Source organism: Streptomyces zaehneri, assembly GCF_032248645.1.
In the GTDB taxonomy this organism is placed as follows: Bacteria; Actinomycetota; Actinomycetes; order Streptomycetales; family Streptomycetaceae; genus Streptomyces; species Streptomyces coriariae.
The window spans coordinates 1-13,586 of sequence record NZ_JASTTJ010000041.1 but is presented as its reverse complement, the minus strand read 5'-3'; the positions used below and the strand labels follow the sequence as shown (position 1 = coordinate 13,586).

The window sequence follows — 13,586 nt, the reverse complement described above, 5'->3', positions numbered from 1 at the left end:
CACCAGTGCCAGCCGCCCGACTCCTGACGGCAGTAGCGACGGCAACACCCACGGATTCCCCCGCATGACCACGGACACCAGCGGAACGCAAATCACGCGCTGACCTGCGAAGAAGCAGGTAGAAAGGGGTCGCATAGCACACGTACTATGTGCTGGCCGGCGAGACGTCCGTCCTCGTGCACAACAACGACCCATGCAAGTTGGTTTCCAGGGTCAATGCGCTGGCGCGGGCTACCGGATACTCCGTCAAGCAGATTAAGGACGCAATTCATGGAGTAAAGGGGCAGGGTGGCTGGCGCGGGATCGGTGGTAATAGAAATCCAGACATGCTCATTGACCCCCAAACCGGCGAAGTGTACCCGGAGATGCTTGACGGAACCCCTGGAGACAGTATCGGTAATATCTTCGACTACCTTCCGGAGGAGCCGTGATCTCGGAGTTGGAAGACCGTTGGATCCTAGGGATCCGGGGTGCTGTAGTTGTGGCCGTCCTCCGAGGGTCAGCTCCTACAGGCTGGGTGCTGACCCTTTCTGATGGTGCAGAGTTGATCCTCGATGGGCCATTGCATATCACCGAAGGGCCGGCTGCTGTGGCGAGCGAGGAGCTCCCCGTGCTGCAATTGGGCGAGTTGACGGGGGCTACCGTGGTCTCCGCGGTCGCCTTCAAGTCGGGGCTGGTGCGAGTTGTTTTCAACACTGGACATCACCTCATTATCCGGGGAGGTGACCCAGGGGTAAAAATCGAAATTCGCAAGCCGAATGACTTCTACTACTCATGCCTGGCAGGTGTCGGCGAAATGAGTGTTATCGACTAGCCCCGATTCTTCGCGAAGGGTTGTGGGGCTCTGGGGAAGGCCGCTCTCTCCTGGAGATCGGCTTTCTGGAAACAAAATTCACTTACTGATCATGGAATACTCTCTAAGTGCTGTCAGATGCTGGCCGACAAGTCGAGTACGAACGAGCAAAGGGTTAGCGAGACCGGCCGGTGGCGACAACGGCTGCGGCGAACGATCACGGATCTTAAGAGCAAGAAGAGATAAATCCCGAGTTCGTGAGGAGGGCTATCGTGCGGGCCTGGGTAAAGGCATTGCTGGCGGTTGATCGTCGCTTGGGGACGGGGGAACCCCCTACTCGGGTGGAGGTGGCGGTGGCGCGTCATTCCGTGCGTTCAGGTGTGGTCTTCGGGAGTGTGCTGGGGCTGGGGTTCGTTTGGGCCTTGTCCGGTTTCGGTGATCCCGGCGTTTGGGTCCAGGCGGTCCTGCTCGGTGCGGTGATGGGGTTTTTTGTCTGGGGTGCCTGTCGGCTTGCGCGCTGGCAGCACGAATATGACGCGAGAACGGGGAGGCTCGAGGAAGCTCGGCAGGCGGCCGTGCGGGGCTCGGCGGAACCCATCTCGCCGACGAGAGCGGTTCTGCTGTCACTCGGAGTCTGGGTTATCTCGTCCGGGGTGTACTGGGTGATCGGACCCCTGATAAACATTCCCCGGAGCCTGCCGTGGTGTGCGTCCCTTGGGGCCGTGCTCACGACGAGCGTCATCATCAGCGCGTGGCTCAAGCGGAGACGTTTTCGTTGACTCGAAACGCATCGTCGAGGTGTCGCGGCGTATCGGGGAAGAGCGGCTTGAGGTTGGTCGGCTTGTTGGTCTTTGCGGCATTTCTGGCGTCCGGCTGTTACGCCGATACCGGCTACGACGTGTATCCGCAAGGGAAATTGGTTCAGAGCGCTTCCCTGGTGCGTGAATGGGCGGGTGGCGAAGCCAAGCTGAATCTCGGCGCCGATGAGGCCTTCTCGGCTGATCAACTGACCTTGGAGTACTTCGAGTGTTCCTCGGACGGTGTTCGGGCGCTGCTCACCTGTTGACCTTCGAGGACGACCCTCGTGTCAACATCCAGATCCTGCCGTTCACGGCCGGAGTGCACGTGGGGCTTCAAGGCTCGTTCGACGTCTACCGCTTCGTCGCTGACCCGACCATTGTCTACACCGAGGGGTACGGCAGCGGGCATCCCACCGCCAACCCGGACACGGTCAAGGACTGCTCGCTCCGTTACGATCATCTTCGGGCCGCTGCCCTCTCCCTCAGGGACTCGGCGGAGCTGATCCGGCGCCTGATGGAGGAACGCTATGGAGACCAACTGGCGTAAGTCCAGCTACAGCAGCGACCAAGGCGGCAACTGCGTCGAGTGTGCGCCGATAGGAGCCCTGGCCTGGCGTAAGTCCGGTTACAGCGGTGACCAGGGTGGCGAGTGCGTCGAGATCGCCCCGACCCCCGCCATCATCGCCATCCGCGACTCCAAGACCCCGGCGGGCCCGATCCTCACGATCGAGCCCGCCGCGTTCTCGACGTTCCTCGCCTGGACCGGCGGTGGCGCTACAGGCGCTGAATGATCGTGCCGGTCGCCAGTGCGCCGCCCGCGCACATGGTGATCAGGGCGAACTCCTTGTCCGTGCGCTCCAGTTCGTGCAGGGCCGTCGTGATGAGGCGGGCGCCCGTCGCGCCGACGGGATGGCCGATGGCTATCGCGCCGCCGTTGACGTTGACCTTGGTCAGGTCCTGGTCGAAGACCTTCGCCCAGCTCAACACCACGGACGCGAAGGCCTCGTTGATCTCGACGAGGTCGATGTCCTTGAGGGTCATGCCCGCCTTGCCGAGGACGGCGCGGGTCGCGTCGATCGGGCCGTCCAGGTGGAAGTGCGGGTTCGCGCCGACCAGGGCCTGGGCGACGATCCTCGCCCTCGGCTTCAGCTTCAGGGCGCGGGCCATCCGCTTCGACGCCCACATGATAGCCGCCGCGCCATCGCTGATCTGCGAGGAGTTGCCGGCCGTGTGGATCGCCGTCGGCATGACCGGCTTCAGGCGGGACAGCGCGTCGAGGGAGGTGTCCCGCAGGCCCTCGTCGCGGTCGACCAGGCGCCACATGCCCTGGCCGGCCGCCTGTTCCTCCTCTGTCGTCGGGACCTGGACCGCGAACGTCTCGCGTTTGAAGCGTTCCTCGGACCAGGCCGTCGCCGCCCGAGACTGTGACAGCACGCCCAGGGCGTCAACGTCCGCCCGGCTCAACCCCCGGTTGCGCGCGATGCGTTCCGCCGCCTCGAACTGGTTGGGGAGGTCCACGTTCCACTCGTCCGGGAACGGTTTGCCGGGGCCGTGCTTCGAGCCCGAGCCGAGGGGGACCCTCGACATCGCTTCGACTCCGCAGCTGATGCCTACGTCGATGACGCCCGCCGCGATCATGTTCGCGGCCATGTGGCTCGCCTGCTGCGAGGAGCCGCACTGGCAGTCGACCGTCGTCGCGGCAGTCTCGTACGGGAGGCCCACGGTCAGCCAGGCGGTGCGGGCGGGGTTCATGGACTGTTCGCCGGCGTGGGTCACCGTGCCGCCGACGATTTGCTCGACCGCGTCGGCGGGGATGCCGGTGCGGCCGAGGAGTTCGCGGTAGGTCTCGCCCAGGAGGTAGGCGGGGTGCAGGTTGGCGAGCGCGCCGCCGCGCTTGCCGATGGGGGTGCGGACTGCTTCCACGATCACGGGTTCGGCGGCCATGGGTGCGGATCCCTTCGGAACTAGTACGTGTTCTAGTTCTCTGCTCTGTGCAGTCTGCTTACGTGATGTGCGTCACCGCAAGGGTCTTGCAGCCTCGAGGGTCCTGAACTACCTTCACGGCAATCTGTTTCTGATGAACCGTCAGATCGCGTCGTCAGATGGCTGGAGCCGCCGATGCCCTGTCCAGCGCTTCCCGACGGGTTCGACTTCACCGATCCCGACCTGCTGCAACACCAAGTTCCGCTACCGGAGTTCGCCGAGCTGCGCGTTGCCGAACCGGTCCGCTGGATCCCTCAGACGGGCAATGTCGCCGGCTTCCAGGACGACGGGTACTGGGCCGTGACCCGCCACGCGGATGTGAAGTACGTTTCCACCCACCCCGAGATCTTCTCCTCCTACCTCAACACCGCGATCATCCGGTTCAACGAACACATCGAACGGGATTCGATCGACGCTCAGCGGTTCATCCTGCTGAACATGGATCCGCCCGAGCACACGCGGGTGCGGCAGATCGTGCAGCGCGGGTTCACGCCCCGGGCCATCCGGGCGCTGGAGGAGCGGCTGCGGAACCGGGCCACGGTGATCGTCGAGAGCGCCCGTGCGCGGGACGGTTCCTTCGACTTCGTCACGTCCGTCGCCTCGGAGCTGCCCCTACAGGCCATCGCCGAGCTGATCGGCGTGCCCCAGGGCGACCGCTCCAAGATCTTCGACTGGTCCAACAAGATGATCGGGTACGACGATCCGGAGTTCGCCATCACGGCGGAGGTCGGGCAGCGGTCCGCCGCCGAGATCCTCGCGTACGCCATGAACATGGCCGCCGAACGGAAGCAGTGCCCCGCTCACGACATCGTCTCGACGCTCGTGGCCGCCGAGAACGAGGGCAATCTCAACTCCGACGAGTTCGGGTTCTTCGTGCTGATGCTGGCCGTGGCCGGGAACGAGACGACCCGGAACGCCACGACCCACGGGATGCACGCCTTCCTCACCCATCCCGAGCAGTGGGAGCTGTACAAGCGGGAGCGGCCCGGCACCGCCGCCGAGGAGATCGTGCGGTGGGCCACGCCCGTCATCGCCTTCCAGCGGACCGCCACCCAGGACACCGAGCTGGGCGGGAAGCTGATCAGGAAGGGGGACCGGGTCGGGCTCTTCTACTCCTCCGCCAACCGTGACCCCGAGGTGTTCGAGCGGCCCGACGAGTTCGACGTCACCCGGGATCCGAATCCGCACCTCGGCTTCGGCGGCGGCGGGCCCCACTTCTGCCTCGGCAAGTCACTCGCCGTGCTCGAGATCAACCTCATCTTCAACGCCATCGCCGATGCCCTGCCCGACCTGAGGCTCGTGGGAGACCCGCGTCGGCTGCGGTCCGCCTGGATCAACGGGGTGAAGGAGTTGAGAGTCAGCGCGGAGTGAGTATACGTCGACGTATACTCCGGGTATGGCTGACGCAATGATTCGGGTGCCCGCCGAGGTGCGGGACCGCTTGGCGGTGATCGCGGAGTCCCGGGGAACATCTATTCGGACCCTGGTGCAGGATTTCGCGGAGTCGACGCTGACGGAGGAAGAGCGCCGGGAACGGGCGGATCGGACCCGTGCCTATCTGGCGGAGCACTTCGGAGTCGAGGTGGAGGACGAGGAGAGCGCGGCGATGGGGCGCAGGCTCAGGGAGGCGTTCGCCCGGCAGCAGGGTGAGGCGGCGTGATCCTGCACCACCTGATCCTGGACGCACCGACTCTGGTGGCGTTGTCGGGCAACCGGCAGGTGTCGGCGCTCGTCCATCGGGCCCACTTCGAGACGGAGACCCGTCTGTGGGTCCCGACGCTCTCGGTTCTGGAGGCAGACCGGGAGCATCTCGGGATCGCCGAACACGTCGGGCAGTTGGAGGTGCTGCACACCGTCGATCTGGACTGCTCTGCGGCGCTCGCGGTGGCCCAACTGCATCGCGACGGCGTGTCGCCGGGGATCGGTGCGGCGATCCACGCTGCCCGTCATCTGCCCGAGTGGGGTGCGGACGCGCTCGTTGCCACCGTGCATCCGAAAGCGTACGAAGGGCGCGGTGTGCCCGTGCTCGACCTGAATCGCTGAAGCGGGTCGGTGTGAAAGGGGTGGCGGCCCCGGAGGATGTGGGCCGCCACCCTCTTCGCGCGTTCCCTCACTCCCGGCCGGACGCCGTCAGTGCCAGCACTGCCACGACCACCGCCCCGACCAGCAGCGGGACGGCGATGCCGTAGCGGAGTACCAGCCATGCGCCGAGCGTCGCGCCGACGACCATGGCGATCACCGACGCCGTACGCCGGGGGGACCGGGTGCCCGCGCCGCCGCCCGCCCGGGAGTCCGAGGCCAGGCCGGTGAGGGTCATCGTCAGGACCGTGGTCGTGAGGTCGGCCACGCCGAGTTTGCGTACGGTCGCGTTGCGCAGGCCCATCGCGAAGGCGGTCAGGGCGATGACCGAGTAGACGGTGACGGGGGCGTGGTCCGGAGCGGCGAAGGCCACCACGGCCGAGACGCCCACCAGTCCCGCCTCCGCCGCCAGCGTCCCCCTCGTCCATCTGCGGCGCGAGCCGGTTCCGAGGCGTCGGGCGACCCGTCCGCCCACCGCCGCGCCCACCAGGAAGCACCCCAGTGAGGTCGCCGTGTGCGGGACCGAGAAGCCCGGGGCGCCGGCCGCCGCGAAGCCCAGCACGACGACGTTGCCGGTCATGTTGGCGGTGAAGACGTGACCGAGTCCCAGGTAGCTGACCGCGTCGATCAGGCCGCTGACCACCGTGAGTACGAGCAGGACGGGGACCAGGGGGACGCCCCGCGTTTCGGCGTCCTGCGTCGGCTCGGTCGTCATCGGGCCAGTGGATCACGCGAAGGTGAGAAATTCCCAAGGCGAGGAAACGCCGAAGGCGGCGGCCCCGGGGATCGGGGGCCGCCGCCTTCGACGGTACGGGGGCGCTTGTCCAGCGCGGTGGCGTGGCTCAGTACCAGCCGTTGGCCTGCCAGAAGTTCCAGGCGGCGACCGGGCTGCCGTAGCGGGAGTTCATGTAGTCGAGACCCCACTTGATCTGGGTCTTGGCGTTGCTCTTCCAGTCGGAGCCGGCCGAGGCCATCTTGGAGCCCGGCAGGGCCTGGACGAGGCCGTAGGCGCCGGAGGAGGCGTTGGTGGCGGTGACGTTCCAGCCGCTCTCGTGCTTCACGATGTTGGAGAAGGCCTTGTACTGCGCCGCGTTCGGGATCATCTTGTGCGCGATCGCCTGGGCCTGGGAGGCGGAGGACGTCGTCGCGGCGTGGGCGGGGGCGGCGGACAGCGCCATCCCCGCGGTGGCGGCGGCCACGGCGATGCCGGTGAGGGCCTTCTTCGGGGAAGCGATGCGACGGATGACGGAGACGGACACGGAGAACCTTTTCCTTCGGGGACGTTTGCGGTCGCCTGCATGCCGGAGTCACGCGGTGCGTGGCCGCACCGTGTGGTTGCGGTGGGTGGCTGCATGCCGTGGTGCCGAGGCCCTTGGGCTCGTCGGCACCCTGCGACGTCATCCAGAGAAACAGGATCGAGCGCCGTCCGCAAAGACCCCTTTTGCTAGTTGTGGTCGTATTCGGGGGGTCGGCGCTCCGTGTGAGCTGGCTCTCAATGCGCAGGTCAGAGGCTGTTATGGCATGGACATGGCGTCCGGTTTGTCCGACTAGGTCAGGTAGTAGGTGATGTGAGTCATGTGGGGTGGTTCACCGGTCGATCGCCTTCTGGGCCCTTCCGCGGGGCCTCGAATGTGACCGCGGTCTCGAAGGCCGCGCGCCGGGTGGCTCTGCGTAGCGCCCTGAGTACCGCCGGGCCGAGGGTGAGGGTCAGCAGGACCGTGACCACCGCCCTGCCCAGGTCCCAGCCCAGCGAGGTCGCCACGCAGTACGCGGCGAAGCGGGCCAGGTTCGCGGGCACCGTCCCGTCCGGGTCGAAGGCGACCCCCGAGGCCAGCGCGCCCATGAAGGGCCACCCGGCCATGTTCATCGCCGTGCCGTAGGCGAAGGCGGCCAGGAAGCCGTAGGCCGCGAGCAGGGCCAGTTCGGTACGGCCACGGAGCCGGTCGCCGCCCGGCAGCAGGCCCGCGCCCATCGTGAACCAGCCCATCGCCAGCATCTGGAACGGCATCCAGGGGCCCACCCCGCCCGTCAGCAGCGCGGACGCGAACATCGTGACCGAGCCGAGGACGAAGCCGAACCCCGGCCCGAGGACCCGGCCGCTCAGCACCATCAGGAAGAACATCGGCTCGATGCCCGCCGTCCCCGCGCCGATCGGACGCAGGGCCGCGCCCGTCGCCGCCAGCACCCCCAGCATCGCCACCGCCTTCGCGCCGAGCCCCGACTCCGAGATCGTCGCCGCCACGACCGCGACCAGCAGCACCAGCAGGCCCGCGAACAGCCAGGGGGCGTCCTGGGCGTGCGCGTTCAGCGCGGAGGTGGGCGGGGCGAGGAAAGGCCAGCCGAACGCGATCACGCCCACCGCGCTGACCAGCGCCAACGCCGCGAGCGACCGGGGTCCGAGGTGGACCGGACGCCGGCTGGGCATCGTCATCGCCGCTCCTCCCGCAGTGCCTCCGGCCGTTCCTCCCGTAGTGCCTGGCGCACCTGCGTGACCGTGAGCCACTCCTGCGGGGCCAGGATCTTCGTCACCTGTGGGGCGAAGGAGGGGGAGGAGACCACCACCTCCGCCGTCGGGCCGTCGGCGATCACCTCGCCCTCCGCGAGCAGCACCACCCGGTGGGCCAGTTCCGCGGCCAGCTCCACATCGTGGGTGGCCAGGACGATCGCGTGGCCGGCCGCGGCGAGTCCGCGCAGGACGGCGACCAGGCGCGCCTTCGCCGCGTAGTCCAGGCCCCTGGTCGGTTCGTCCAGGAGGAGAAGCGGCGGGCGCGAGGTGAGGACGACCGCCAGCGCGAGGGTGAGGCGCTGGCCCTCGGAGAGGTCGCGGGGGTGGGTGTCGTCCGTGATGCCGGGGAGGAGGTCCGAGACCAGGGCCCGGCAGGTGCCGGGGGCGGCCCCCGCGTCCCGGTCGGCGGCCACGCACTCGGCGGCGACCGTGTCGGCGTACAGCAGGTCGCGAGGCTCCTGCGGGACCAGACCGGCGCGGCGGACCAGATCCCGGGGCGGAGTGCGGTGCGGCACGAGACCGCCCACCTGCACCGTTCCCGCCGACGGTTCGACGAGGCCTACGAAGGTGTTGAGCAGCGTCGACTTCCCGGCGCCGTTGCGGCCCATGAGGGCGACGGTCTCGCCGGGCAGGACGGTGAGGTCCACCTCGCGCAGCGCCTGGACCCGGGCCCGGCGCACGGAGAGGGAACGGGCCTCGGCGGGGGCCGCGGAGGCGGACGGCACGGGGGGAGGACGGCGGAAGCGACGGCGGGCGGGAGGATCGGCCAAGGGCTCGGCGGGGAGCCCGGCGGGGGGTGCCGGGGGTGTGTCCCCCCTCCGGGGGCTTTCTCGCCCTTCCAGGCGTTTCCGCAGGTCACCGGCGCTTCGGCGGGCGTCCCGCACGGTCAGTGGCAGCGGGGACCAGCCCGCCAGCCGGCCCAGGCTCACCACCGGCGGGAAGACCGGGGACACGGCCATCATGTCCGCCGGGGTGCCGAGCAGCGGGGCCGCGCCCGGGGAGGGCAGCAGGGCGACCTGGTCGGCGTACTGGAGGACACGTTCCAGGCGGTGCTCCGCCAGCAGCACCGTCGTACCGAGGTCGTGGACCAGGCGGAGGAGGACGGCGAGGACCTCCTCGGCGGCCGCCGGGTCGAGCGCGGAGGTCGGCTCGTCCAGGACCAGGACGCGCGGGTGCGGGGTGAGGACCGAGCCGATCGCGACCCGCTGCTGCTGGCCGCCGGACAGGGTGGCGATGGGGCGGTCGCGGAGGGCGGCCAGACCGAGCAGGTCGAGGGTCTCCTCGACGCGGCGGCGCATCACCTCCGGCGGCAGGCCCAACGACTCCATGCCGTAGGCGAGTTCCTCCTCGACCGTGTCCGTCACGAAGTGCGAGAGGGGGTCCTGCCCCACCGTGCCCACGACGTCGGCGAGTTCGCGCGGCTTGTGGGTGCGGGTGTCGCGGCCCGCGACCGTGACGCGGCCGCGCAGGGTGCCGCCGGTGAAGTGCGGGACCAGGCCGGACACCGTGCCGAGGAGCGTCGACTTGCCCACGCCCGACGGGCCCGCCAGGAGCACGAGTTCACCCTCGGGCACGGTGAAGTCGACGTCCTGGACAGTGGGTTCGGTGGCGCCGTCGTACGTCACGGAGACGTTCTCGAAGCGGATCACGACGGCTCCTTGGAGAGGAACGCGGGCAGCAGGCCGAGGAGTACGGCCGCCGCCGGCCAGAGCGGAAGGGCGGGGGCGGTCAGCGGGACGACACCGGGGTGCAGGGCGGCCGGGTCGGCGGACGCGGCCACGGTGAGGAGCGCCGCGACCGCGACACCGGAGGCGGCGGTGAGACACGCCCGCGGGGTCCAGCGGTCCGGGCGGTAGCGGGTGCGCGGGGAGCGGCGGCCGCCCAGCCGCAGCCCGGCGAGGGCCGCGACGACTCCGGCGAACAGGACCGGGAGGCCGTAGCCGCCGCCCGCCGCGGTGAGCAGACCGTACGTTCCCGCGCAGACCCCGAGCAGACCGCCGAGCGTGAGGACGGCGGTCGTCCGGCGGACGGGGGCGGGGACGTCGGCGGTACGGCCGTAGCCGCGGGCGTCCATCGCGGCGGCGAGGGCGACGGAGCGTTCCAGGGCGCCCTCCAGGACCGGCAGGCCCACCTGGAGCAGACCGCGCACACCCGTGTCCGGGCGGCCCCGCAGGCGCCGGGCGGCGCGCAGGCGGTGGACGTCCGCGATGAGGTTCGGGGCGAAAGTGAGGGCCACGACCACCGCCACCCCCGTCTCGTACAGGGCGCCGGGGAGCGTCTTGAGGAGGCGGGAGGGGCTGGCCAGGGCGTTCGCGGCGCCCACGCAGACGAGAAGGGTCGCCAGTTTCAGGCCGTCGTAGAACGCGAAGAGCAGACCCTCGGCCGTGACCGCGCCGCCGAGCCGGATGCCCTGCGCCCAGTGGGGGAGCGGGACTTCGGGAAGCGTGACGAGCACCTGCGTGCCCGGGATCGGCGAGCCCAACGCGACGACGAACACCAGACGGATGACCAGGACCGCGAGCGCGAGCTTGAGGAACGCGGAGTAGGAGCGGGACCAGGGGGTGTCGGGGCGGCACGTCGTGACGACGTAGGCGGAGACGGTGAGGAGGAGACCGAGGAGGAGCGGGTTGGTGGTGCGGGTGGCCGCGGTGCCGAGACCGAGGGCCCACAGCCACCAGGCGGCCGGGTGGAGCGGGGTGCGTGGTGTGCGTGGTGTGCGGGGGCGGCCGTCGGCCATCCGGCCATCAGCGATCCGGCCGTCAGCGATCCGGCCGTCAGTGGTCCGGCCGTCAGTGGTCCGGCCATCAGCCGTCCGGCCATCAGCCGTCCGGCCGTCAGCCATCCCCGCGGGATCCTCGCCGCCGGGCCTGCCAGACCGCCGCCGCGCCCAGTATCGCCACCGCCGCCGCGCCCGCGAACAGGCCCACGGACGGCCCGCCGTCCTTCTCCGCCTTCCCGGCGGAGGCCGGCTTCTCAGTGCCCGACGCCTGCTCGGACGCCTGGTCCGACGCCTGTCCTGACACCTGCTCGCCGCAGCCCGTCTCCGGATACCCCGCGATCGCGCACAGCAGGGCGTTCGTGTCGTAGCGCAGGGGTCTGGCGACCGAGGCGAGCGCCTCGGCCGTCGTCGCGTCGGGCGAGACCCTGGCGCAGGCCGTGCGCGGCGCCGGCGGGGTCTCGCCGCTCGGCGCGTCGGCCGCCGTACCGGAGTCGATGACCAGGGCCACCCGCTTCGTGCCGTCCCGCGCGGGCGTCTTCGCGCAGATCGTCGCGAAGGAGGCCGCGCCGCGCGGCTGCGACGCGTCCTGGGAGTCCGCGCTCACCGCGAACCGGAAGCCCTGGACGTCGCCGTCGGCGGGGCGGGCGGTGGACGGGCCCTGGGTGGCGTACGTCCAGCTGTCGCCGGAGCGGTCCCAGAAGGACCAGTAGCGGTAGCCGGCGGCCTGGGCCGACTGAACCGCGCCGGTCAGCGACAGCAGCAGCGCGGCGAGGACGAGGGCGGCGCAGCGGCGCGTCACGGCTGCCGCTTCCCGCCACGGACGCTGATCAGGAAGCCGATGCCGATACCGGCGACGAGGAAGACACCGACGATCCACCAGACGCCGTAACCGGAATCCGAGTCGTCCTTCTTGTCGGCGTCGGCGTCGGCGTCGGCGGCCTGACCGGTGGCCTTCGCCGTGGCCTGCGGGGCCGGACCCGTCGCGTCGAGCTGCGCGACGAGGTCGGCGCCGCCGAAGTGGCGGGGGTCGGCGCCCATGGCGTGGGCCGCGAAGACCAGCTGGGCGTAGGCGGCGGGGCCGCTCTGCTTCGCCCAGGCCGCGGAGTTCTGCTCGAGCCAGGCGAGCGGCTTCTTCGCCTGCTCGGTCGCACCCTGCGCGGCGAGGGCGACGACGGCGTCGGCGGTGTTGCCGTAGTCCGGCTGGTCCTCGGCACCGGGGAGGGCGGAGTCCAGGTGGCCGTCCTCGCCGATCGCGTCGGCGAGGTAGACCGAGCCGTTGCGGGCGAGTTCGTCCGGGGTGAGCGGGGAGGCGGAGCCGGCGCAGGTGAAGACTTCCTCCCGCACCTTGCCCGCCGTCGTCACGAACCCCTTGCCGAGGACGCCGAGCACGCCCGCCGCCGTCGCGTCCGCGTTGGCCGCGAGGCCGCCCTTCTTGTCCGGCTGGTACGCGAACGCGCCGTCGCCCGCCTGGTCGCAGGGGATGGAGAGCTTCAACAGTGCGTCGTACGCCGACTTGCCGGCCTTCTTCACCTCCGAAGGCTGCTGCCCGGCCGCCGCCATCGCGCCCGCCACGACGGAGGTCGAGTTCGCGTCGCTCGCGCCGCCGGGGGTGTAGCCCCAGCCGCCGTCGGCGTTCTGGACCGACTTCAGCCAGCTGACCGCCTTCTCGGTCGCGGCCTGGTGGCCACCCAGCGCGGCCAGCGCCTGGACGGCCGCCGCCGTGCTGTTGGTGTCCACCATCAGCTTGGCGTCGCACGCCTTGGCGGTGTCCGCGCGGAACGCGGCGAACGCGCCGGTCGCGCACTGCTGCCCGGTGAGCCAGGCCACGGCCCGGTCGGCGGGGGTGACGCCCGTGGTCCGCTGCGCGAGCAGGGCCAGCGACTGGCGCCAGACGCCGTCGTACGTCGGGTCGGCGGTGCCGTACAGACCGTCGGGTATCGCCACCGACGGGGTGGGGGAGGGGGTGGCGGCGACGGCGGGGACGGCGGCACCCAGCACGACGGTGGCGGCGGCCAGAGCGGCGGTGCTGCGGCGGATGTTCATGATCGGCGGGTGCCTCTCCCGGTCGGTGAGGTCACGCAGCCGGGCAGCACGGGACATCCCGGCGGCTCGGCTCCGTATACCTCGACGGTGCCGTGCGACGGCGGGCCTGCCGACGCACGTGAGCCGGTCACGGTCCCGTACCGGGCGATCCGGCTTGCCGCCGCGCCGACTTGGACGGCTCGGACGGCTCACGGTTGCGGGTCAGCGCCGGAATTGCACCGGCTTCCCCCTGTACGGGCGTGATGACGACGCGGCCACTCTACCGGCAGGTAGCCGGGCGCCTGAGGGGCGGCTGTGAAAGCGCCCCGGACGGGGCGGAAGCCGCCGATATGTGGCCGGGGGTGTGGAGCAGAGCCGGCCGTCCGCGCGCGAGCGGGCCGTCAGCGGCCCGATCGGCGTCCGGACGGCGGGTCCTGCGGGTCCTGCGGGTCCACGCTGTTGTGACCATGACGCATATGGGGAGGGCGCCGGGCGGGGTGTCGAGTGGGCCGCCCGCCCCTCGTGCCGGCCGCCGAGTTGCTCAGGTCGACGGCGGGCCGCGGCCTAGGTGTATTGACCCGTGAGGTTGGGGACGCGGCTGGCGGGTGGTTGGCCTTTCAGCGCGGTGTGTCCGCGGTGGTGATTGTAGGTGTGCAGCCAGTCGGGGAAGGCGTCGCGTCGTTC

At 70.2% G+C, this 13,586-nt stretch carries 15 protein-coding genes, 2 pseudogenes and 1 riboswitch; of the genes and pseudogenes, 8 read left to right on the top strand and 9 right to left on the bottom strand.

What is annotated here, in order from left to right:
• Positions 1–176: 176 nt before the first annotated feature.
• From QQM72_RS38930 to QQM72_RS38910, 5 genes and pseudogenes are all read left to right on the top strand, one after another.
• Positions 177–431: a hypothetical protein gene (locus QQM72_RS38930; RefSeq protein WP_314225546.1), complete on the top strand. Its 255-nt coding sequence runs from the start codon at positions 177–179 to the stop codon at positions 429–431.
• Positions 428–814 carry a DUF6188 family protein gene (locus tag QQM72_RS38925; protein ID WP_399080254.1) on the top strand — a complete coding sequence of 129 codons (387 nt, stop codon included), beginning with the start codon at positions 428–430 and terminating at the stop codon, positions 812–814. Before QQM72_RS38930 ends, QQM72_RS38925 begins: the two co-directional genes overlap by 4 nt.
• 730 nt (positions 815–1,544) lie before the next feature.
• Positions 1,545–1,859 carry a hypothetical protein gene (locus QQM72_RS38920; RefSeq protein ID WP_314225544.1) on the top strand — a complete coding sequence of 105 codons (315 nt, stop codon included), beginning with the start codon at positions 1,545–1,547 and terminating at the stop codon, positions 1,857–1,859.
• A pseudogene (locus QQM72_RS38915) lies at positions 1,847–2,140 on the top strand (Scr1 family TA system antitoxin-like transcriptional regulator); the annotation flags it as partial. The gene QQM72_RS38920 and the pseudogene QQM72_RS38915, both read left to right, overlap by 13 nt.
• A complete protein-coding gene (locus QQM72_RS38910) occupies positions 2,121–2,384 on the top strand; it encodes a DUF397 domain-containing protein (RefSeq protein WP_314225543.1) in 264 nt (87 codons plus the stop codon). The pseudogene QQM72_RS38915 and the gene QQM72_RS38910, both read left to right, overlap by 20 nt.
• On the opposite strand, the gene QQM72_RS38905 is transcribed toward QQM72_RS38910, so the two are convergent.
• Complete coding sequence (locus tag QQM72_RS38905; protein ID WP_314225542.1) at positions 2,368–3,537, bottom strand: steroid 3-ketoacyl-CoA thiolase; 1,170 nt, start codon at positions 3,535–3,537, stop codon at positions 2,368–2,370. The two genes, QQM72_RS38910 and QQM72_RS38905, sit on opposite strands and share 17 nt — an antisense overlap.
• Positions 3,538–3,711: 174 nt before the next feature.
• Between QQM72_RS38905 and QQM72_RS38900 the strand changes: the two genes are divergently transcribed.
• The 3 genes from QQM72_RS38900 to QQM72_RS38890 are packed head-to-tail and all read left to right on the top strand — an operon-like array spanning position 3,712 to position 5,619.
• Positions 3,712–4,947: a cytochrome P450 gene (locus QQM72_RS38900; protein WP_314225541.1), complete on the top strand. Its 1,236-nt coding sequence runs from the start codon at positions 3,712–3,714 to the stop codon at positions 4,945–4,947.
• A 25-nt stretch (positions 4,948–4,972) separates the two neighbouring features.
• A complete protein-coding gene (locus tag QQM72_RS38895) occupies positions 4,973–5,236 on the top strand; it encodes a hypothetical protein (RefSeq protein ID WP_314225540.1) in 264 nt (87 codons plus the stop codon).
• Complete coding sequence (locus QQM72_RS38890) at positions 5,233–5,619, top strand: PIN domain-containing protein (protein ID WP_314225539.1); 387 nt, start codon at positions 5,233–5,235, stop codon at positions 5,617–5,619. Before QQM72_RS38895 ends, QQM72_RS38890 begins: the two co-directional genes overlap by 4 nt.
• Positions 5,620–5,686: 67 nt before the next feature.
• Here the strand turns inward: QQM72_RS38890 and QQM72_RS38885 are convergent, their stop codons facing one another.
• The 8 genes and pseudogenes from QQM72_RS38885 to QQM72_RS38850 all read right to left on the bottom strand — a co-directional run.
• Entirely contained in the window at positions 5,687–6,370 is a 684-nt protein-coding gene (locus tag QQM72_RS38885) for a YoaK family protein (RefSeq protein ID WP_314225538.1), read from the bottom strand.
• A gap of 127 nt (positions 6,371–6,497) precedes the next feature.
• Positions 6,498–6,914, bottom strand: coding sequence for an aggregation-promoting factor C-terminal-like domain-containing protein (locus tag QQM72_RS38880; protein ID WP_314225537.1), 417 nt, complete (start codon positions 6,912–6,914; stop codon positions 6,498–6,500).
• Positions 6,915–7,228: 314 nt separating this feature from the next.
• Positions 7,229–8,086 (bottom strand): ECF transporter S component, encoded by an 858-nt coding sequence (locus QQM72_RS38875; protein WP_314225536.1) that lies wholly within the window; start codon positions 8,084–8,086, stop codon positions 7,229–7,231.
• On the bottom strand, positions 8,083–9,810 hold the full coding sequence (locus tag QQM72_RS38870) for an ABC transporter ATP-binding protein (RefSeq protein WP_314225535.1): 1,728 nt from the start codon (positions 9,808–9,810) through the stop codon (positions 8,083–8,085). The genes QQM72_RS38875 and QQM72_RS38870 overlap by 4 nt, the downstream gene beginning before the upstream one ends.
• Positions 9,807–10,898 (bottom strand): energy-coupling factor transporter transmembrane component T, encoded by a 1,092-nt coding sequence (locus tag QQM72_RS38865; protein WP_314225534.1) that lies wholly within the window; start codon positions 10,896–10,898, stop codon positions 9,807–9,809. The genes QQM72_RS38870 and QQM72_RS38865 overlap by 4 nt, the downstream gene beginning before the upstream one ends.
• A 97-nt stretch (positions 10,899–10,995) precedes the next feature.
• The gene (locus tag QQM72_RS38860) at positions 10,996–11,679 is read right to left on the bottom strand and encodes an SCO2322 family protein (protein ID WP_314225533.1); all 684 of its coding nucleotides are present in this window, start codon (positions 11,677–11,679) and stop codon (positions 10,996–10,998) included.
• Positions 11,676–12,923 carry a prenyltransferase/squalene oxidase repeat-containing protein gene (locus QQM72_RS38855; protein ID WP_314225559.1) on the bottom strand — a complete coding sequence of 416 codons (1,248 nt, stop codon included), beginning with the start codon at positions 12,921–12,923 and terminating at the stop codon, positions 11,676–11,678. The genes QQM72_RS38860 and QQM72_RS38855 overlap by 4 nt, the downstream gene beginning before the upstream one ends.
• 131 nt (positions 12,924–13,054) lie before the next feature.
• A riboswitch (cobalamin riboswitch) is annotated at positions 13,055–13,151 on the bottom strand.
• 315 nt (positions 13,152–13,466) lie between these two features.
• Positions 13,467–13,586, bottom strand: a pseudogene (locus tag QQM72_RS38850) (IS481 family transposase); the annotation flags it as partial.